Here is a 19,638-nt window from a genome sequence, read left to right on the forward strand (position 1 = left end):
CGGCCGCCCGTGCCCGGCCGACGGCCCCGGCCGCCCCGCACGGCCGGTCACCTCCGGCGCGCCACCTCTTGGAGCCGTTCCAGCTCCATGAGGTGCGTGCTCAGCCGCACGGCCGTACCGCCCGAGGTGTAGAGGACGGTCCCGGTGACGGCGAAGGGGAGCGAGACGACCAGGACGCCCAGGAGTTCGGTCGTGTCGCGCCGCAGCCGGCAGGCCTCGTCCGGCCACGGGGCCAGGCCGGAGCGGTCCAGGGCGACGCGCGCGGGGCACTCGACGTCCTCCCCGTCGTAGGCCGCCTCGTACGGGACGAACAGCTGGTACGCGAGCCAGAACCAGCTCAGGAACGCGAGGGACAGCAGCCCGAGCCCCCACGCCTGCCGTCGGCCGGACCGGTCCCGGAAGGCGTCGGCGAAGGCGAGCGGATGCGTCATGACGTGGTCCTCCCCTGTGGCGACTCCCGAAGGTACCCCGGGCTCTCCTCCCCCGGGGGAGGAGAGCCGCGGGCGACCGTCGCCGGGGCCTCAGCGGGGCGGGAGCCGGTCGTACGTCTTGAAGGTGTAGGTCGCTGAGAAGGTGAGCGAGTTCCCGGTCGCCGCGGGCAGGCCCAGGCGCCTGTTCACCAGCCGGCCCAGCGGGCCGCAGCTCTCGGCGGCCGGGGCGGTGAAGGTGTCGTCCTTCGCATCGAAGGCGATGACCGGAGGGTTCGTCGAAAGCCACCGGGAGCCGCCCACGCGCTGCAGGCGTATCTCCAGCGGCTCGTCGCCGCCGCCTATCACGCAGTCCCGCGGCAGCAGCGGACTCTGGACGCGGAAGCGCAGGGTGAACAGCCCCATGCTGCTGCCGACGGAGTAGAAGTCGGACCGGCCGCCGTACTCCGGCCGGAGGGACAGCGAGAACAGCGGGTGCCCGGCCTCCCCCGTGCGGTCCAGGAGCCCGCCCGGGACCTCCGTGGGCCCGCCGCGCAGCGCACCCCAGACCTGCCCCCTGCTCCCGTCCGGCATCGGCCCCTCGGCATGGGTGACGGTCATCGGCGCGAGCTCCGGTATCCGTCGGCTCCCGAGGTCCAGCGCCCCCGTCGCCGTGAGCACCTCGCACTTCCAGCTGCTCGCGTCGACCCCGGCCGGGATCGCCGGGCAGTCGCCGAAGTCGTACACGGGTGCCGCTGAGGGCGCCGCCGCCACGGGCGACGCCGGGGGTGCCGCCATCGCGGGTGCGGCCGCCACGGCGACGGCGGCGGCGGTGAGCGCGGCCGCGGCGGTTCCCGCGGCCACACGACGGGCGGTGGACGAGCGCTTCTCGGCTGTGGTCTCCATGCCGTCCAGGCTGGCCGCCCGACCACCCCCGGGCCCACCGGGAATCCCCCCAGCCGTCCCTGACCCGCCCCTGACCCCACGTCAGGGGCGCAGCCCTGAAGCCGGTTCCCCCCGTCAGGACTTGAGGGTGTCGTCCACCAGCTTCCTCCAGGCGTCCACCGTGATCGACTTGATCCCGTCGCCCGACGAGACCTCCAGCTTCCTGCCGTCCAGGTACACCGCCGGCGTGCCCTTCTCGCCGCTCTCGTAGAAGGCCTGGCCGACCCTGTCGACCCACGGCATGTACGTCAGTTCCTTCACCGCCTTGTTGAAGGCGGGCGTGCGCAGTCCGGGGACCTGGTCCGCCAGCTCCAGCAGGGTGGCGGTCGAGCCGAACTTGTCGTCCTTCTCCTCCGCCGGGTGGTTCGCGTACAGAACCTGGAGGTAGTCCATGAACTTCTCCGGGCTCTCGTTGACCGCCGCGCCCAGCGCGTTCAGCGCCCGCTTCGAGCCCTTGCCGCCGAGGGCGCCGTCCAGGAAGGTCGCGAAGCGGTACTCGATCCGGTACGTGCCCGCGTCCGCCTGCTCCTTGAAGGTCTTCCCGAGGCCCTGCTCGGCGCCCGCGCAGTAGGGGCAGCGCGGGTCCAGCCACATCGTGAGGGTGTGCTTCGCGTCCGCCCTGCCGTACGGGACGACCGCACCGTCCTTGCCGGACGTGTGCGCCGGCCGGACGAACGGCTTGCCGCCCGCTTCCGATTCGCCGGAGTTGCCGGGAGCGCTGGCGGCGTACACCCCGACCCCGACGGCGAGGGCGAGGACCGCGACGACCGAGCCGCCGACGACGAGGCGGCCGCGCAGCCGGGCCCTGCGCACCTCGGCCTCGCGCTCGGCCTTCAGGCGCTCGCGTGCCTCGCGTCGCAGGTCGTCCTTCTTGGCCATGACTTCGGGGTTCCTTTCGGCGGGCGGGGTCGGTCGACCCCCACCTGAGTCTAGAGAGCCTCCGGCGGTACATACCCGGGCCTTTGGTGCATGCCCGGCATGGCCATTGGTCCCAATTGCCCAGCCCGTCACGGGTAGTCCGTATGCGGGCCGAACGACTGCCCTATCAGGCAGGCGTCGGACAGGTGAACAGGGCGTCATAAAGGTGAGGGGGGACGGCGAGTCGTCCTGCGAGACCTGATAGACAGTCCATATTCACGGCTGAATCGGCCCGCACGCCTTGGGGGGAAAGCCGCACTGTGAAGCCTCTACGCCGTCATGTCATCAGTACGTCGCGCAAGGTGCTGTGCACCGCCGCGCTCGCGGCCAGCCTGACCACTGCCGCGGTCGTGGGAAACCCGCCGACTGCCGATGCCGGGGAGTCCGCACCGACCCCCGACAGCCCGCAGGCGCAGGACCGCGGCAACGCCCGCCTCGACCTGCCCGACCTGGTCACCGACCCGCCGCCGCCCGCCGGCGCGCCGCAGGGCAGCACCGGCATACCCGGAACCGCCCTCGACGCGTACAAGCGCGCCGCCACCTCCGTGGCCGCCGCGCTGCCGAACTGCCACCTCCCGTGGGAACTCGTGGCCGGAATCGGGCGCGTGGAGTCCGTGCACGCCTCGGGCTACGGCCTGAAGACGGACGGCTCGACCACCAAGCCGATCCGCGGCCCCCGCCTGGACGGCAACGGCTTCGCGCGCATCACCGACACCGACAAGGGCCTCTTCGACGGGGACACGGAGTACGACCGCGCCGTCGGCCCGCTCCAGTTCATCCCCTCGACCTGGGCCTCCTGGGGCGCCGACGGCAACGCCGACGGCACGCGCGACCCCAACAACATCTACGACGCCGCGCTCGGCGCCGGCCTCTACCTCTGCGCCGGCGACCGTGACCTGGCGCGTGCGCAGGACCTCGACAAGGCGGTACTGAGCTACAACAACTCCCGCGAGTACGTGAACACCGTGCTCAGCTGGATGCGGCAGTACCAGAAGGGCGGGGTCGGCATCCCCAACCCGCCCGTCGTGAACGTCCCCCCGACGCCCACGCCGACGCCGATCACCCCCTCCCCGGGCCCGCGGCCGAACCCGCACACCCCGACCACGCCGGAGAAGCCGAAGCCGGACCCGAAGCCCAAACCGGACCCCAAGCCGAAGCCGCCCGCGGCGACGGTGGCCGGCCTGGACCGCCTCGGCGAGGAGCGGATCACCGCCGAGGCCGGTACGCAGTTCAGCGTGACGCCGCAGGTCAAGGCGCGCCTCAGTGACAACAAGCCGGCGGTCCGCGAGGTCGTGCTGTTCGAGATCGAGGGCGACACCTCCGGGACCGTCTTCGCCGGCGGCAAGACCCACGTGGTGGTCCGCACGAACGCCGACGGCATCGCCACCGCCCCCGCCCTCACGGCGGGCGAGAAGGCCGGCGACAAGGCCGGAGCCTTCACGCTGCGCGCGACCCTGTACGGGACCCGCGAGTTCACGGTGCGGTTCCAGGGCGCGGTCACCCCGAAGCCGAAGCCGGTCGCGGACAAGCTGACCCGGGTCGGCGAGGACGCGGACAAGGCGCTGGTCGCCACGGCCGGCCAGGAGCGCTTCGCGCAGAGCGTGAGCATCCAGGCCACCGCCAAGGACCAGGCCCTGGCCGGTACGAAGCTGACGGCCGCCATGGTCGTGAAGGACGCGGACGGCAAGTGGGTCACCGCGGAGTCGGGCCCGTTCTTCAAGAGCACCGACGCCGCCGAGGGTGAGGTCAAGCGGGTCCGCTCCCTGGAGCTGGCCCCGACGGACGAGAACGGCCGCATCCTCCTCCCGGAGATCTACCTCCCGGAGAGCGTCGAGCCCGGCACCTACCACCTCCGCCTGACCACGGCCGAGGGCGTGGAACTCGTCCTGGCGCTCACGGTCGACCCGAAGCCGGAATCCACCACCCCGGAACCGGCCAACCCTTAGGACACGGCACAACGGCGGGAGCCCCGCACCCCGTCCGGGGTGCGGGGCTCCCGCCGTTCTCCCGTCAGCCGAGCCCCTTGATGGTCGTCCAGCCGGACCCTACGGCCGTGGGTGCCCCGTGGGTGGTCGCCCCGCCGGGGTAGTACCGCAGCTCGCCACCGCTGGTGGCCGCCCAGAAGTCGGGGGTGGCTGTGCCGCTCACGTTGGGGCCGCCGAGGATGAGCGGCATGCTCGCACGTGCCCACCCACCCGTGCCGTAGACCTCGTCCTGGCCGCTGCCGGAGTCCGCCGCCTGACCGAGCGATCCCAGGTCGACCCCGCCCCCGGCGGCGGGCTTCCCGTGGCGCAGCAGCAGGCCCCGGCCGGTCGTCGACACCCCGCACGTTCAGAAGTACCTGCGGAACGAGCCCCCCAACGGCAAGGTCTTCCCCTACCAGGAGGACATCGCCACGCCGACGGGGCCGGACGACCTGCCTCCCTTCGGATGCTGAGGGGGGGTCAGGATGACGCATGGAAGTGGACGCACGCGTGAGCGGAAGCGAGGCGATGCAGTGGACCCCCGCGGGCTGCCGCAGCTGTCGGAATGGGTGATGGGGGAGGAGGCCGGCGGGTACCACCTGCAGGGCTTCATGTCAGCCAACGTCGCGGTCGCCGAGGCGGTTGCCCTCGCCGACCTCTACTGGCCGGAATTCGTCGAGTATCGCGACTGCGTCTTCCTCGGATTCAGATTCGACCAGCGTGGTGTCGACGAATGGCATGACCGGCTCCCGGGCGACCCGAGGGCGGTAGAGGCGGTCGTCAACCATGTCCACCTGTGGGACTACTTCGTGCTCGCCTCGGACCCCGAATACGCCGCGCTGCCCGGCCTGGCGGAGCGCATCGCCGCCATGTGGCGGGCAGCGGCGCGGGCCGCCTTCCCCGACCGGCGGTTCGATGTCGTCGTCTCGGACGGTTCCGGCGACTACGGCCCGACGCTGAGCATGACCGGAATCTGATACAGCCGTTCCGGACCTGCGCCCGGCCGGATCCCGGACCTGCCGTACGGACGGCCCCGCCCCCGCGAGGGGCGGGGCCGTCCGCCGTTTCTCTGTCCCCGCCTGGGGGCAAAGGCAGGGGCCCCGTCCCTCGCTCGTCGCGAGGGCGGGGCCCCTTGGGTACTGCTATCCGACCGCGATCCGGTCGGGCCGGGCAACTTAGGCCACGGTCACGTTCTCGGCCTGCGGACCCTTCGGGCCCTGCGTGACGTCGAAGTTAACGGTCTGGTTCTCCTCGAGGGAGCGGAAGCCAGTCGCGTTGATCGCGGAGTAGTGGACGAAGACATCCGGGCCGCCGCCGTCCTGGGCGATGAAGCCGAAGCCCTTTTCAGCGTTGAACCACTTCACGGTTCCGGTAGCCATAAGCCCTCCTTGGGCCAAAGGGTTGCCCTGCTCCAGAACCTGCTAAGAAGTCTGAAAACTACAAAAGCCTGCGGGTTACATGCTCCGCAGGCTCTGTACTGCAAGGGAAACCAAACTGCAACTTGCGTCGAGCCTAGCACGCAGAGTGTGCAGAAGGGTAGAGGGAAAGATCACGTCACCCGGACGTTTGACACCCCTCCAAGAGGCTGACGCGAGGGCGGCGGCTAGTCTCGCGATGTGGACGCCAATCGCAGCCGGCCCCGGGTCGGCCACATTCAGTTCCTGAACTGCCTGCCCCTCTACTGGGGCCTGGCCAGGACCGGCACGCTGCTGGACCTGGAGCTGACGAAGGACACCCCCGAAAAGCTCAGCGAGCGCCTCGTGGCGGGGGAGCTGGACATCGCTCCCATCACCCTCGTCGAGTTCCTGAAGAACGCCGACGAGCTGGTGGCCTTCCCCGACCTCGCCGTCGGGTGCGACGGGCCCGTGATGTCCTGCGTGATCGTGTCCCAGGTGCCCCTGGAGCACCTGGACGGCGCCCGCGTCGCACTGGGGTCCACGTCCCGCACGTCCGTGCGGCTGGCGCAGCTGCTGCTGGCCGAGCAGTACGGCGTACGGCCCGACTACTACACCTGCCCGCCCGACCTGGGGCTGATGATGCAGGAGGCCGACGCGGCGGTGCTGATCGGGGACGCCGCCCTGCGCGCCTCCCTCCACGACGCGCCCCGGCTCGGCCTCACCGTCCACGACCTGGGGCTCATGTGGAAGGACTGGACCGGGCTGCCCTTCGTCTTCGCCGTCTGGGCCGCCCGCAGGGACTACCTGGAGCGCGAGCCGCAGGTGGTCCGCAAGGTCCACGAGGCCTTCCTCGCCTCCCGTGACCTCTCCCTCGAAGAGGTCACGAAGGTGGCCGAGCAGGCCGCCCGCTGGGAGGCCTTCGACGCCGAGCTGCTGGAGCGGTACTTCACCACGCTCGACTTCCGCTTCGGCCCCGAGCAGCTCGCCGGCGTGAAGGAGTTCGCGCGACGGACGGGGGCCGGGGACGCCCGCGTGGAGCTGCTCGCCCCCTGAGGTCCGGGGCCCCGCCGGACCCCGGCGGGGCCGCTCCGCATACCGCCCGGTATGTCCCGTAGGAGGCTCTTCGTGGAGTCCTCGGCGTAATTCCTGATGAATTTCCGGAGAATCCGCCCGGGGATTCCGCGCGCAGCGTTCAAAGGGCGTCCGCGCGCTTCTCCTGATTGTCGTGGACGCGTCGCGATTCGCGCTCCCGGCGGAGTGCCGCGCGGGGGCGGTCTCGGGCACCCGGCGGTGAGCGCGGTGAATTCCCCCGGCGGGCGAGATCGGTCGCGGAGAACGGTCCGACGCGGGTGCGGGAAGCGGGCCGGGAAGGGGTCGCGGGAATTCGCCCGCCGGCCCGGTTCACCGGTTCGGCCGCCCGGGAACTTCCGTACGCGGCTAGGGTGCTGGCGACACCGGGCCGCGTGGCCCGGACTTCACGGGGGACCGGCAGGGAGGCACCCATGCATCCGCTCGACGCGGGGGATCCGCGGGCCATCGGTGCGTACCGGCTGCTCGGCAGGCTGGGCGCGGGCGGAATGGGGCGCGTCTACCTCGGCCGCAGCGCGGGCGGCCGGACGGTCGCGATCAAGAGCGTCCACCCGCACTTCGCCCTGGACGACGAGTTCCGGGCGCGGTTCCGGCGCGAGGTGGAGGCCGCGCGCCGGGTGGGCGGCGAGTGGACCGCCCCGGTGCTGGACGCCGATCCGGACGCCTCCGTCCCGTGGGTGGCCACCGGGTACGTGGCCGGGCCCTCCCTGGACCGGGCCGTCGCGGCGCACGGCCCCCTGCCCGAGGCCTCGGTACGGGCGCTGGGCGCGGCCCTCGCGGAGGCGCTGGCGGCGGTGCACGCGCTGGGGCTGGTCCACCGGGACGTGAAGCCCTCCAACGTGATGCTGACCCTCGACGGACCCCGGCTGATCGACTTCGGGATCGCGCGGGCCACGGACGGCACCGCCTCGCTGACCTCCACCGGGGTGTCGATCGGCTCGCCGGGCTACATGTCGCCCGAGCAGATCGTGGGCAAGGGTGCCACGGCCGCGGCGGACGTGTTCTCGCTGGGCGCGGTGCTGGCGTTCGCGGCGTCCGGGCACCCGCCGTACACCGGGGACAACTCGGCCACCCTCCTCTACAAGGTGGTGCACGAGGAGCCGGACCTGGAGCGGGTGCCGGCGGGCGGGCTGCGCGAGCTGGCCGCGGCCTGCCTGGCGAAGAACCCTTCCGACCGGCCCGCCCCCGCGCAGGTCGCCGCCGTGCTCGCCCCGCAGGGGGCGTCCGCGGCCGTGGGTCCCGGCTGGCTGCCGGCGGTGCTGGTCGAGGAGATCTCCCGGTCGGCGGTGCGGCTGCTGGACCTGGAGGCCGACCCGACCACCGGTTCCGCTTCCCCTTCCGTTTCCTCCTCTGCCTCCTCTTCCGATGCCGCGGGCCCCGGCGCCGTCCCCGTGGCCGACGCGGTGCCGGGTGCCGCGCCGGCGTACGGCGCCCCCGGCCCGGGTACGGACACCGGTGCGGGGTCCGGCTCGGTGCCGACCGGGTACGGGTCCGGCGCCGTGCCCACCGGGTACACCTCCGGAGGCTTCGGGCCGCCGGACCCCTCGTACGGGAAGGGCGAGCCGTACGCCGCGGGCGGCACGTACGGCGGCCCGAGCCCCGTGCCCGGCATCCCCGCCCCGCGCGAGGCCGAGGGCGGCACCCGCTTCACGGTGACCGCCCGGGCCGGCCGGCGGGCCAGCTGCACGGTGGCCCTCGCGGTCGCGGGCGCACTGGCGGCGGTGACGGTGGGCGGGTACTTCCTGACCGACCTGTTCCCCGGCAGTGCCAAGGGGAAGGACAGCGCGAACGAGCCCGGCGGGGGCAAGACCGGCCCCAGCGTCTCGGCGGCCGCGACCCCGCCGACCGGCGGGCCGAGCAAGGACGCCGGGAGCCGAGACTCCGTCCCCGAGGCCCTCACCGGCACCTGGAAGGGCACGGTGACCACCAAGAACTTCGGCGTGCCCGTGGACTTCCAGATCACCATCAGCGCCGGCAAGGTCGGCGAGGTCGTCGGCCGGGACAAGTCGGTGCTCGACCTGCTGGGCACGCAGTACGACTGCAGCGGCGAGTGGAAGCTGGCCGCGGCCACCGACCGCTCCCTCGTCCTCGACACCGCGGGCGGCACCAACCCCCACCCCGGGATCTGCGCCGAGGGCTCGCCGAACGAGCGCTTCACCCTCAACGCGAACGGCACGCTGCACTACGCGTCGGGCGACGCCGCCGCCGGGAAGCCGGAGGGCGACCTGACCCGAGAGCGATGAGGGGGCTGGCGTAGGCTGGATCGGTCCGAACCCCTTGACACCGCCGAAAGGTGAGGCACCGGTGACCGACCAGGCCGCTCTCCAGTCTGTCCTCGATCGCGCCGCCGAGGGGGGCCGGATCTCCGCCGAGGAGGCGCTGGACCTCTACCGGCACGCCCCGCTGCACGCGCTGGGCCAGGCGGCCGACGCCGTGCGCCGCCGCCGCTACGCCGGTACGGAGCACATCGCGACGTACATCATCGAGCGGAACATCAACTACACCAACGTCTGTGTGACGGCGTGCAAGTTCTGCGCCTTCTACGCGGCCCCCAAGGACACGAAGAAGGGCTGGTCCCGCGACCTCGACGACATCCTGCGCCGCTGCGCGGAGACCGTCGAACTGGGCGGCACGCAGATCATGTTCCAGGGCGGGCACCACCCGGACTACGGCGTGGAGTACTACGAGGAGCACTTCTCCGCGATCAAGAAGGCGTTCCCGCAGCTGGTCATCCACTCCCTCGGCGCGTCCGAGGTCGAGCACATGGCCCGGATCTCCGGGGTCTCCGCCGAGGAGGCCATCAAGCGGATCCACGCCGCGGGCCTGGACTCCTTCGCGGGCGCCGGCGCCGAACTCCTGCCGGAGCGGCCGCGCAAGGCGATCGCGCCGCTGAAGGAGTCCGGCGAGCGCTGGCTGGAGATCATGGAGATCGCCCACGGCCTGGGCGTCGAGTCCACCTCCACCATGCTGATGGGCACGGGCGAGACGAACGCCGAGCGCATCGAGCACATGCGCATGATCCGCGACGTGCAGGACCGGACCGGTGGCTTCCGGGCCTTCATCCCGTACACGTACCAGCCCGAGAACAACCACCTGAAGGGCCGGACGCAGGCCACGGTCTTCGAGTACCTGCGGATGATCGCCATCGCGCGGCTGTACCTCGACAACATCGCGCACATCCAGGGCTCCTGGCTGACCGTCGGCAAGGAGGCCGGGCAGCTGGCGCTGCACTACGGCGCCGACGACCTCGGTTCGATCATGCTGGAGGAGAACGTCGTCTCCTCGGCCGGTGCCAAGCACCGCTCGAACCGCCAGGAGATCATCGACCTGATCCGCAAGGCGGGCCGGGTGCCGGCGCAGCGCACCACCACGTACGAGCACGTCGTGGTCCACACGGACCCGGCGGACGACCCGGTCGACCACCGCGTGGTCTCCCACATCTCGTCCACGGCCATCGAGGGCGGCACGGCCCACCCGGAGCTGAAGCTCCTCGACGCGAACGCGAACTGAGGCGGTCGGGCGGTGCGTACGCTGCACGCGGCGCCGCTGGTGCTGCCGGTGGGGGCACCGCCCGTGCCCGACGGGGCGGTGCTGGCCGAGGGCGACCGTCTGGTGGCCGTCGGGCCGCAGGCCGAGCTGGCCGAGGCGTACCCGACGGCCCGGATACGGGAGTGGCCCGGCGTGATCACGCCGGGTCTGCGGCAGCCGCGGGCCGGGTGGCTGCTGCGGCACTGCTACTTCCCCGACCCGCGGGAGGCCGAGCTGCTGGGTACGGAGCCGCTGCCGCCCACGGAGACGGCCCGGCTGGCGCCGGACGCGTCCCGGATGGGCGGGAGCGTGCGGCGCGGGCTCCAGCAGATGCTCCGGTACGGGACCACCGCGGTGGCCTTGCCGGCGGGGGATCCGCTGCTGGGGGCGCCGGTGGCGCGGCTGGGGATGCGGGTGGTTCCGGCGGCGGATTCCGAGGCGGATTCGGGCCTTCCTGCCGGTGTCCCGGCCCTGGACCCGCTGGCGGGGGTCGGGTCGCTCGCCGACGCGGTGCACGCTCCGCTGGTGGTCGGGGGGCCGGCGGACTTCGCCGTCTTCGACGCCGGGGACGAGCAGGCGCTGGTGGCGCGCGGCGCCGGTACGTGTGTGGCCACGGTGCTGGGCGGCCGCCTGCTGTTCCGCGGCCGCTAGCTCCGCCTTCCCTGCGGGGCGGTACCCCACCCCACCCTTCTCCCGTTCACCGGGGCGGGCCCCGGACCCCTTCGCCCTCAAGCGCCGGGCGGGCTGGGCGCGCGTCAATTCGTGAGGGTCCTCGTCGTCCCCTCGTGTGTGGGTACTGTCGTATCCGGGACTGTGTACGACACCCGCGTCCACACTCGCGTTCATGGGAGCAGTGATGGCGACATCCGGTCGAAGCGTGCAGGCCTCCGAGGACAACTGGATGTTCCCGCCTGCAGAGGGCTGGACGTTCGACCAGGTCAAACACCTCGACCTCCCCTTCGAATGGGAACTCGTGGACGGAGTCGTGGTGGTCCGGGGCCAGACCAAGCTGTGGCACAACGTCGTGCGTGACAAGATCGCGCGGCATCTGGAGGTAGCCAGGACCGGGCCGTTCGAGGTGGTCACCGAGCAGTGTGTGCTCTACGACGACCACAACACCCCGAAACCCGACGTGATCGTCTATGACCCCACCGGCCTGGACTTCTTCGACCTGGAGTGTGTCCCCGTCGACAAGCTCGCCCTGGCGGTGGAGGTCGTTTCACCGGGCTCTCGCCAGGACGACCGGGTGCGCAAGCCCGCCCTCTTTGCGAGTGCGCTGGTTCCGTACTACTGGCGGGTGGAGATCGGTCGCGACCGCAGCCTGGCCGTCCACGAGTTCTGGCTGCACCACCGGCACCGCGAATACATCGAGGCCCCGGAGACGCCGGTGCACCGGAAGGTGCTGGTTACGGAGCATCCGTATCCGCTCGAGATCGACCTGCGCACCCTGCTCGGCTTCGGGCGACCGCATACCGGCACAATGGGCACGTGACCCGAGCCTCCCTGGACAAGCAGCCGCACGAAGTCGCCTCCATGTTCGACGGCGTCGCGGCGAACTACGACATCACCAACGACGTGCTCTCCCTCGGCCAGGCCCGGCTCTGGCGCAAGGAGGTCGCCAAGGCGGTCGACGCGCGGCCCGCGCAGAAGGTGCTCGACCTTGCCGCCGGCACCGCCACCTCCTCGCTGCCCTTCGCCGCCACCGGCGCGTACGTCGTCCCCTGCGACTTCTCCCTCGGCATGCTCCGCGAGGGCAAGAAGCGCCACCCCCACCTGCCCCTCACGGCGGGCGACGCGACGAAGCTGCCCTTCAAGGACGACGTCTTCGACACCGTCACGATCTCCTTCGGGCTGCGCAACGTGCAGGACACCGAGGGCGCGCTGCGCGAGCTGTACCGGGTCACCAAGCCCGGCGGCAAGGTCGTCATCTGCGAGTTCTCGCAGCCGACCTGGGCTCCCTTCCGCACCGTCTACACCGAGTACCTGATGCGCGCCCTGCCCCCGGTGGCCCGGGCCGTCTCCAGCAACCCCGACGCGTACGTCTACCTCGCCGAGTCCATCCGCGAGTGGCCGGACCAGCCCGCGCTGGCGCAGCTGCTCCAGAAGGCCGGCTGGTCCTCCGTGGCCTGGCGGAACCTGACCGGCGGCATCGTGGCCCTGCACCGCGGCACCAAGCCCGCCGAGTAGCTCCGGGTACGTGGCCGTGGACTACCAGGGCGTGCTGGAGGAGATCGCCCGCGACGTCGCCCCGCTGATCGGCAGCGGCGAGCCCGCCGCGTACATCCCAGCGCTCGCCGACGTCGACCCGAAGCGCTTCGGCATGGCCGTGGCCGACCTCGACGGGAACGTGTACGGGGTGGGGGACTGGCGCACGCCGTTCTCCGCGCAGTCCATCACCAAGGTCTTCACCCTCGCCCTGGTCCTCGCGCACGGCGGCGACAGCGTGTGGGAGCACGTCGGCCGGGAGCCGTCCGGCAACCCCTTCAACTCCCTGGTGCAGCTGGAGTACGAGAACGGCATCCCGCGCAACCCGTTCATCAACGCGGGCGCCCTCGTCGTCACCGACCGGCTGCAGACCTGGACCGGCGACGCGAGCAGCGAACTCCTGGAGTTCCTGCGGCGCGAGAGCGGCAACCCGGAGCTGGCCTTCAACGCGGAGGTCGCCGGGTCGGAGTCCGAGCACGGCGACCGCAACGCGGCCCTGGCCCACTTCATGGCCAGCTACGGCAACATCGCCAACCCCGTGCCGGCCCTGCTCGACCACTACTTCTGGCAGTGCTCGATCGAGACCAGCTGCGCCGACCTGGCCCTCGCCGCCCGGTTCCTGGCCCGCCACGGGCTGCTCGCCGACGGCTCCCGCCTGCTGACCCGCAGCGAGGCCAAGCAGGTCAACGCGGTGATGCTGACCTGTGGCACGTACGACGCGGCGGGCGAGTTCGCGTACCGGGTCGGGCTGCCCGGCAAGAGCGGGGTCGGCGGCGGGATCGTCGCCGTGGTGCCCGGGCAGTGCACGCTGTGCGTGTGGAGCCCGGGACTGGACGAGCGCGGCAACTCCGTCGCTGGTGTGGCCGCCCTCGACCGCTTCACGACCCTGACCGGACTCTCCGTCTTCTGAGTTCCGAGGCCTCCGAGGTCCGGGACCTCAGAGCGCCAGCGTGAAGCGGTGGCCCTGGCGGCCCCGGGTGCCCAGCGGGAAGGTCTCCGCCAGCTCCATCCCGAGTCTGCGCGCCACCGCGATCGACCGGGTGTTGGCCGCGTCCACCATCGCCACCACCTCGGGTACGCCCGCCGCGCGCACCCGGTCGAGGGTCTCCAGCGCCGCCGCGGTGACGTACCCCTTGCCCCAGTACGGGCGGGCCAGCCGCCAGCCGATCTCTATGCGGCCCACCGGGCCCCAGTCCCGGGGCCAGGGCTGGGCACCGGTGAAGCCGATGACCTCGCCCGCCGCGTCGAGCATCGTCCAGAAACAGAAGCCCAGCTGGGCGTCGTGCATGCGCTGCCGCGCGGTCAGCTCCTCGTACACCGACAACTCGGCCGGGGCCCCGCCCTGGAACTCCATGACCTCCGGATCGGCGAACACGCGGTGCCAGGCGTACGCGTCCTCCTCGGTCGGCACGCGCAGCTGGACGGCGGGGAGCAGCTTGGTCATGGTCGGCCCTTCTCGGTGTCGATCGCGGTTCGCTGCATAGACTGCCCATGTCCCGTGCCTTCGGCACGCAGAAATTTCGAGCCTCCGGGAGATCACGCAGTGACCGAGCCCCTCTCCGAGCACACCGCTGATGTGATCGTCGTCGGAGCCGGACCCGCCGGCTCGACCACCGCCTACTACCTGGCCAAGGCCGGACTCGACGTCCTGCTGCTGGAGAAGACCGCCTTCCCGCGCGAGAAGGTCTGCGGCGACGGGCTCACCCCGCGCGCCACCAAGCAGCTCGTGGCCATGGGCATCGACATCTCGGAAGAGGCCGGCTGGCTGCGCAACAAGGGCCTGCGCATCATCGGCGGCGGGGTGCGGCTGGAGCTGGACTGGCCCGAGCTGGCCTCGTTCCCCGACTACGGACTCGTCCGCAAGCGCGACGACTTCGACGAGCAGCTGGCCCGGCAGGCGCAGAAGGCCGGCGCGCGGCTGTACGAGCGCTGCAACGTGGGCGAGCCGATCCGGGACGCGCGGACCGGGCACATCACGGGCGTGCACGCCAAGCTCGGCGAGGAGAAGACGGCCGTCACCTTCCACGCGCCGCTGGTCGTGGCCGCGGACGGCAACTCCTCCCGTCTGTCGCTGGCGATGGGCCTGCACCGGCGCGAGGACCGCCCGATGGGCGTGGCCGTGCGCACGTACTTCAACTCGCCCCGGCACGACGACGACTACCTGGAGTCCTGGCTGGAGCTGTGGGACCGGCGCGGCCCGCAGGACCGGCTGCTGCCCGGCTACGGCTGGATCTTCGGCATGGGCGACGGCACGTCCAACGTCGGCCTCGGCATCCTCAACTCCTCCTCCGCCTTCCGCGAGCTGGACTGGCGCGAGGTGCTCAAGGCCTGGTGCGCCTCGATGCCGGAGGACTGGGGCTACACGCCGGAGAACATGACGCACCCGATCCGGGGCGCGGCGCTGCCGATGGCCTTCAACCGGCAGCCGCACTACACCAAGGGCCTGCTGCTGGTGGGCGACGCGGGCGGCCTGGTCAACCCGTTCAACGGCGAGGGCATCGCGTACGCCATGGAGTCCGGCCAGATCGCGGCCGACGTGATCGTGCAGGCGCACGCCCGGGCCACGCCGGCCCAGCGCGAGCTGGCGCTGCACAACTACCCGAAGGTGCTCAAGGAGACCTACGGCGGCTACTACACGCTGGGCCGCGCCTTCGTGAAGCTGATCGGCAACCCGAAGGTCATGAAGATCGCCGCCCAGCGCGGTCTGACCCACCCGATGCTGATGCGCTTCACGCTGAAGATGCTGGCCAACCTGACCGACCCGACGGGCGGCGACGCGATGGACCGCATCATCAACGGCCTGAGCAAGGTGGCCCCGAAGGCCTGACCGCCGCCCAGCCCCTTGCGTCTCCGCCGCTGACCGCCCCGCTCTCGGGCGCGGTCAGCGGCGGAGTGCTTCCGCGGGGGTGATGCGGGCGGCCCGGGCGGCGGGGTAGAGGCCGGCCAGGAGGCCGGTGGCCAGGCCGGCCAGGGGCGCGGCGGCCACCGTGCCGAGGTGCAGGACCGGGGTCCACTCGCGTACGACGGCGACGGCGACCACCGTGAGGACTCCCAGGGACGTGCCCACCAGGCCCCCGAGCGCGCCGAGGGCGGCGGACTCGGTGAGGAACTGGGCGGCGATGTGCCGGCCCCGGGCGCCCAGCGCGCGCCGCAGCCCGATCTCCGGGGTGCGCTCCAGGACCGCGACGAGCGTGGTGTTGGCGATGCCGACCGCGCCGATGACCAGGCAGACGCCGGCGAGCAGCAGGAAGAGCGAGCCGAGGTCCGAGGTCACGCTCGACCGCAGCAGCCGGGGGTCCGGCGGCGGCACGGCCCTGAGGTGCTCGGGGTGGTCGGGACGCAGCGCGGTCGGGGCCAGCCGCGCGACCTGCCGCGCCGCGCCGAGTTCGGTGGCGATCAGCATGCGGGCCGCGCCGGGTGCGGGCGGCCCCCACAGCTCCTCCGCGGTCGAGCGGGGCACCTGCACCGCGAGCAGGGTGTCGGGCTGCCGCCGTACGTCGGCCAGGACGCCGGCCACCACGAACGGCTCGCCGTCGATCCGGATGGCGGGGCGCGTCGAGAGGGTGCCGATGCCGAGCCGGTCCGCGACGCCGGGGCCGATGACGGCCACGCGCTGCCGGGTGCGCTCGGCGAACTCGTCGTACAGGCGGCCCTCGCGCAGCCGGGGGACGGTGGCCCGCAGCGCGCCGGGCGACACGGCCAGTACGGCTGCGCCGCCGGGGGAGGCGTCCAGCCGTACGGGCCACCAGACGCCGGCGTCGCGGATGCCGGCCAGCCGTGCGAGGCGGCGCTCGGCGTCGGCGGGGAAGCCCGGGCCGGCGAACTCGTCCTGGCGGGCGGCGACGTCCTCGACGGTCACCTCGGTGGCGGTGAGGGAGTTGAAGCGGCCGTCGATGCGGGCCGAGAGGGTGGCGGTCAGGCCGAGCACGGCGACGAAGCTGCCGACGCCGAGGACGGTGCCGAGCGCGGTGAGTGCGGCGCGGCCGGGGCGGCGCAGGATGCCGGCGAGCGCCTCGGAGAGGGTGTCGCGGGGGGAGAGGCGGGTGCGGGGGGCGGGGCCGGGCTCGGGGCCGGTTTCGGGGATGGGGACGGGGCCGGGTTCGTGGCTCACGCGTGGACCTGGCCGTCGCGGATGGTGAGGGTGCGCCCGGCGCGGGCGGCCACCTCCCGGTCGTGGGTGATGACCAGCAGGGTGAGTCCGGCCGCGTGGAGTTCGTCCAGCAGGGCCAGGACGGAGGCGGCGTTCTCCGAGTCCAGGTTGCCGGTGGGCTCGTCGCAGAGCAGCAGGGAGGGGCGGCCCGCCAGGGCGCGGGCGATGGCGACGCGCTGGCGCTCGCCGCCGGAGAGGTGCCCGGGGGTGGCGTCGGCGCGGGGCGAGAGGCCGACGCGCGAGAGGGCCTCCGCCGCGCGGGCCAGGCGCTCGGCGCGGGGTACGGAGGTGTAGAGCATGGCGAGGGCGGTGTTCTCCAGGGCGGTGCGGTGGGGGAGCAGGTGGAAGGACTGGAAGACGAAGCCGATGCGGCGGCCGCGCAGGGCGGTGCGGGAGCGGTCGGGGAGGGCGGCGGTGTCGATGCCGTCGAGGAGGTAGCGGCCGCGGGTGGGGGTGTCGAGCAGCCCGGCGACGTTGAGGAACGTGGACTTCCCGGAGCCGGAGGGGCCGACGACGGCGACGAACTCGCCCCGGTTCACGGTGAGGTCGCACTCCTTGAGCGCCTCCACGGGCGGCGGCCCGGGGTAGGTCAGGGCGACGCCGCGGAACTCGATGACGGGCGGCGGGGCGGGGTCGGGGGCGGCGGTCACGAGGGCGGGGCTCCCGCGTCCGTGCCGGTGCCGGTGCTGGTGCCGGTGCCCGTGCCCGTGCCGGTGCCCGGCGCGGCCGTGCCGGTGATGACCCGGGCGCCGGGCTGAAGGGTGGCCGGGGCGACGGGCTCGATCTCCACGTACCCGTCGCCGGTGGTGCCCGTGCGCACCTCGATGCGGTGCCGGGTGCCGGCGCGGTTGACGGTCGTGACCGACGTGAGGCCGTCCGCGCCCGAGGACACGGCGGTGACGGGGACGACGAGTGCCGGGCCGCCGGTGGTGGCCGCCTCGACGGTCAGTCGTACGTCCTGGCCCGTGAGGGCTGCGGGCAGCGGGCGGTCGGGGCGGACCAGCATCCGGTACCCGAGGTCGACCGCGGGCGCCGGGAGCCGGCCCTCGCCGGCGGGGGCCTGGGCGTCCGGGGGCGTGCCGGTGGAGCGTTCGGCGGCGACCAGCGTGACCTTGCCGGGCACCTCGGCGCCGGTCAGCTCGGAGGAGACCCGTACGGGGAGGCCGGGGCGCAGGAGCCGGTGCTTGTCGTCCCTGAGGTAGGCCTCGACGAGGAGTTCGCCGGAGGTGAGGGTGAGCAGGGTGCCGGTGACGGGGGAGCCGACGGTCGCGCCGACGCCGCTGACCCGGGCGGGGAAGGCCCGCAGGAACACCACCTCGGCGGCCGGCAGCATCGGCCCGTCGGCGGCCTCGGCGGCGGCGAGTTCGGCGCGCGCCTCGGCCAGCGCCACCCGCGCCCGCGCCAGTTCCCTCCCGGGGAGGGTGCTGACGGGCGGGCCGGCCCCCGGCTTGGGTCCCGGTGTGGGCGCGGCGGCGAGCTCGCCCGGCGCCGCGGCCGGCACCTCTTCCCTCCCCGGCACGCCATGGGGCGCAGGGTGGGCCCCCGGAGCCGAGGGCCCGGGCCCGTCCGGCCGTCCGGCGCCGGGGCACGCGGCGCCCTCCGTGCCCCCGATGACCGCCGCAGCGGCCGCGGGGCTCAGCGCCGTGCCCGCGAGCGCCCTGCCCGGGTACGGCTCACCGGTGGCGCGGCCACCGGTCTCCGGCACGCCCCGGCCGGGCCGTACCGCGCCGAGGCGGGCCGCGGTGGGAGACGGGGCCTGCACCCCGTCCGTCCCGCCGGGCGGTACCGCGGCACCCCGCTTCGCCGCGGCCGCCGCCGCCTCCGCGTCCTCCAGGGCCCAGGTCGCCTCGCGGACGGCCGTGCGGGCGGTGCGTACGCGGTCGGCCCCGTCGGGGGCGGCCGGGAGCGGGGGGTAGCCCAGGGCGCGGTACAGGGCGGCGAGGGCGGTCTTCGTGCCCGGGCCGAAGTGGCCCCGCGGATCGCGCCCGGTGGCGTGACCCAGCTCGCGCAGGGCGTCCTGGAGCTGCGCCACGTCGTCCCCCGTGGCGCCGGGCCGCAGGTCCCGGTACACCGGCAGGGCTCCCCGCAGCGCGACGACCGGCCGCCCCGAGACCTCGGCCACCACCCGCCCCGCGGTCACCGGCGCCCCGGCGGCGAACGGCAGCCGGGTCACCACCGGCCGCCCCTCACCCTGGGGGGCGACGGGCACGCTCTGCCCGGCGACCACGGTGCCGCGCATCACCACCGTCTCGGCCAGCACCCGGCGTTCGACCTCCGCGGTCAGCACCCCCTGGGCCGGTGGCCCGGTCTCCGCAGCGAGCTGGGCCGGGGACTTCACGAAGGCGGTGCTCAGCAGCCCGCCGGCCGTCATCAGGGCGGCCCCGGCGGCGACCCCGTAGACCACACGCCGCCCCCGTGCGAGCGCACTCATCCCCGGCCGAGCCCCTTCACGCAGAGCTGCATCTTCTCCGCGTGCTCCGTCTTCAGGCTGCGCAACTGGTCGCGGGTGAGCCCCCGGTCGTCGAACTCCCCGGTGACCGGGTCGGGATCGGGGTACCAGGTGACGCCCTCGCGGCGCATGCAGGCGGTCTCCCCACGGGCCTCGGCCATCCGCGAGGGAGAGGCGGGCGACGGCTTCGGATCGGGCGGGAGTTTGTCCTTGCAGGCCTCCTGGGCCGCGAGGACCTTCTCCATCGGCTGGGTTTTGTCCACGCGCGGAGCACCGTAATCCGTGTGCCAGATCTTCACGCCCTGCTCTTTCAGACAGTCGTGGTATGCGATCTCTTCGGCCGACGGCGGCGGGCTGTCGCTCTCGTCCGGTTCCTTTTCGCCGGTGCACGCGGCGAGCGAAAGGGACATAAGCAGAAAGGGGGCGACAATCCGCAGCCGCATGGGGGTGCTTCGCATGAACGTGCACCCTATGAGCGGCCCCGGAGCCAACACAGATGACTATCGGCCAACCCGGAAGGTGTCCTTGTGCGCCGCCGTCCCACCGCCTTTTAATCCCGGGTCGGCAGTGCTCTGCTGCCGCCCCA

General features: G+C 73.1%; 20 protein-coding genes. 10 read left to right on the plus strand and 10 right to left on the minus strand.

What is annotated here, in order from left to right:
• Positions 1-47: 47 nt before the first annotated feature.
• The 3 genes from ACIF6F_RS14015 to ACIF6F_RS14025 form a co-directional block, all read right to left on the minus strand.
• Positions 48-431, minus strand: a complete 384-nt coding sequence (locus ACIF6F_RS14015; RefSeq protein ID WP_399945785.1) for a hypothetical protein — start codon at positions 429-431, stop codon at positions 48-50.
• 90 nt (positions 432-521) lie between these two features.
• Positions 522-1,313: a hypothetical protein gene (locus ACIF6F_RS14020; RefSeq protein ID WP_399945788.1), complete on the minus strand. Its 792-nt coding sequence runs from the start codon at positions 1,311-1,313 to the stop codon at positions 522-524.
• Between the two features lie 114 nt (positions 1,314-1,427).
• Positions 1,428-2,231, minus strand: coding sequence for a thioredoxin domain-containing protein (locus ACIF6F_RS14025; protein ID WP_399945789.1), 804 nt, complete (start codon positions 2,229-2,231; stop codon positions 1,428-1,430).
• Between the two features lie 299 nt (positions 2,232-2,530).
• Here ACIF6F_RS14025 and ACIF6F_RS14030 point away from each other — a divergent pair, with 299 nt between their 5' ends.
• Complete coding sequence (locus ACIF6F_RS14030; protein ID WP_399945792.1) at positions 2,531-4,216, plus strand: lytic transglycosylase domain-containing protein; 1,686 nt, start codon at positions 2,531-2,533, stop codon at positions 4,214-4,216.
• A 64-nt stretch (positions 4,217-4,280) separates the two neighbouring features.
• Here the strand turns inward: ACIF6F_RS14030 and ACIF6F_RS14035 are convergent, their stop codons facing one another.
• Complete coding sequence (locus ACIF6F_RS14035) at positions 4,281-4,592, minus strand: hypothetical protein (protein WP_399945795.1); 312 nt, start codon at positions 4,590-4,592, stop codon at positions 4,281-4,283.
• A gap of 175 nt (positions 4,593-4,767) precedes the next feature.
• Between ACIF6F_RS14035 and ACIF6F_RS14040 the strand changes: the two genes are divergently transcribed.
• Positions 4,768-5,211, plus strand: coding sequence for a hypothetical protein (locus ACIF6F_RS14040; protein WP_399945798.1), 444 nt, complete (start codon positions 4,768-4,770; stop codon positions 5,209-5,211).
• A 198-nt stretch (positions 5,212-5,409) separates the two neighbouring features.
• On the opposite strand, the gene ACIF6F_RS14045 is transcribed toward ACIF6F_RS14040, so the two are convergent.
• On the minus strand, positions 5,410-5,613 hold the full coding sequence (locus ACIF6F_RS14045; RefSeq protein WP_399945801.1) for a cold-shock protein: 204 nt from the start codon (positions 5,611-5,613) through the stop codon (positions 5,410-5,412).
• A gap of 237 nt (positions 5,614-5,850) precedes the next feature.
• Here ACIF6F_RS14045 and ACIF6F_RS14050 point away from each other — a divergent pair, with 237 nt between their 5' ends.
• The 7 genes from ACIF6F_RS14050 (at position 5,851) to ACIF6F_RS14080 (ending at position 13,363) form a co-directional block, all read left to right on the plus strand.
• Positions 5,851-6,684, plus strand: a complete 834-nt coding sequence (locus tag ACIF6F_RS14050; protein WP_399945804.1) for a menaquinone biosynthetic enzyme MqnA/MqnD family protein — start codon at positions 5,851-5,853, stop codon at positions 6,682-6,684.
• A 449-nt stretch (positions 6,685-7,133) separates the two neighbouring features.
• Positions 7,134-8,963 (plus strand): protein kinase, encoded by a 1,830-nt coding sequence (locus tag ACIF6F_RS14055; protein WP_399945807.1) that lies wholly within the window; start codon positions 7,134-7,136, stop codon positions 8,961-8,963.
• Positions 8,964-9,024: 61 nt separating this feature from the next.
• Positions 9,025-10,230 (plus strand): cyclic dehypoxanthinyl futalosine synthase, encoded by a 1,206-nt coding sequence (mqnC, locus tag ACIF6F_RS14060; protein WP_399945810.1) that lies wholly within the window; start codon positions 9,025-9,027, stop codon positions 10,228-10,230.
• Between the two features lie 12 nt (positions 10,231-10,242).
• A complete protein-coding gene (locus ACIF6F_RS14065; RefSeq protein ID WP_399945812.1) occupies positions 10,243-10,899 on the plus strand; it encodes an imidazolonepropionase-like domain-containing protein in 657 nt (218 codons plus the stop codon).
• Positions 10,900-11,092: 193 nt separating this feature from the next.
• Positions 11,093-11,740 carry a Uma2 family endonuclease gene (locus ACIF6F_RS14070; RefSeq protein WP_399945815.1) on the plus strand — a complete coding sequence of 216 codons (648 nt, stop codon included), beginning with the start codon at positions 11,093-11,095 and terminating at the stop codon, positions 11,738-11,740.
• Complete coding sequence (locus ACIF6F_RS14075) at positions 11,737-12,435, plus strand: demethylmenaquinone methyltransferase (RefSeq protein WP_399945818.1); 699 nt, start codon at positions 11,737-11,739, stop codon at positions 12,433-12,435. The genes ACIF6F_RS14070 and ACIF6F_RS14075 overlap by 4 nt, the downstream gene beginning before the upstream one ends.
• 16 nt (positions 12,436-12,451) lie before the next feature.
• Positions 12,452-13,363: a glutaminase gene (locus tag ACIF6F_RS14080; RefSeq protein ID WP_399946512.1), complete on the plus strand. Its 912-nt coding sequence runs from the start codon at positions 12,452-12,454 to the stop codon at positions 13,361-13,363.
• Positions 13,364-13,390: 27 nt separating this feature from the next.
• On the opposite strand, the gene ACIF6F_RS14085 is transcribed toward ACIF6F_RS14080, so the two are convergent.
• Entirely contained in the window at positions 13,391-13,897 is a 507-nt protein-coding gene (locus tag ACIF6F_RS14085; protein WP_399945821.1) for a GNAT family N-acetyltransferase, read from the minus strand.
• Positions 13,898-13,996: 99 nt separating this feature from the next.
• On the opposite strand from ACIF6F_RS14085, the gene ACIF6F_RS14090 reads away from it, so the two are divergent.
• Positions 13,997-15,280 (plus strand): geranylgeranyl reductase family protein, encoded by a 1,284-nt coding sequence (locus tag ACIF6F_RS14090; protein ID WP_399945824.1) that lies wholly within the window; start codon positions 13,997-13,999, stop codon positions 15,278-15,280.
• 54 nt (positions 15,281-15,334) lie between these two features.
• Here ACIF6F_RS14090 and ACIF6F_RS14095 read toward each other — a convergent pair whose 3' ends face one another.
• Genes ACIF6F_RS14095 through ACIF6F_RS14110 form a run of 4 tightly spaced genes read right to left on the minus strand, consistent with a single transcriptional unit; the run spans position 15,335 to position 19,510 of the window.
• Positions 15,335-16,564 carry an ABC transporter permease gene (locus ACIF6F_RS14095; RefSeq protein ID WP_399945826.1) on the minus strand — a complete coding sequence of 410 codons (1,230 nt, stop codon included), beginning with the start codon at positions 16,562-16,564 and terminating at the stop codon, positions 15,335-15,337.
• Positions 16,561-17,253 carry an ABC transporter ATP-binding protein gene (locus ACIF6F_RS14100; protein ID WP_399945829.1) on the minus strand — a complete coding sequence of 231 codons (693 nt, stop codon included), beginning with the start codon at positions 17,251-17,253 and terminating at the stop codon, positions 16,561-16,563. Before ACIF6F_RS14100 ends, ACIF6F_RS14095 begins: the two co-directional genes overlap by 4 nt.
• The gene (locus ACIF6F_RS14105) at positions 17,250-19,034 is read right to left on the minus strand and encodes a peptidoglycan-binding protein (protein WP_399945832.1); all 1,785 of its coding nucleotides are present in this window, start codon (positions 19,032-19,034) and stop codon (positions 17,250-17,252) included. The genes ACIF6F_RS14100 and ACIF6F_RS14105 overlap by 4 nt, the downstream gene beginning before the upstream one ends.
• Positions 19,031-19,510, minus strand: a complete 480-nt coding sequence (locus tag ACIF6F_RS14110; protein WP_399945835.1) for a hypothetical protein — start codon at positions 19,508-19,510, stop codon at positions 19,031-19,033. The genes ACIF6F_RS14105 and ACIF6F_RS14110 overlap by 4 nt, the downstream gene beginning before the upstream one ends.
• Between the last annotated feature and the right edge of the window lie 128 nt (positions 19,511-19,638).

Origin of the sequence: Streptomyces sp. NPDC086023, assembly GCF_044540325.1 — a bacterium.
Taxonomy (GTDB): Bacteria; Actinomycetota; Actinomycetes; order Streptomycetales; family Streptomycetaceae; genus Streptomyces.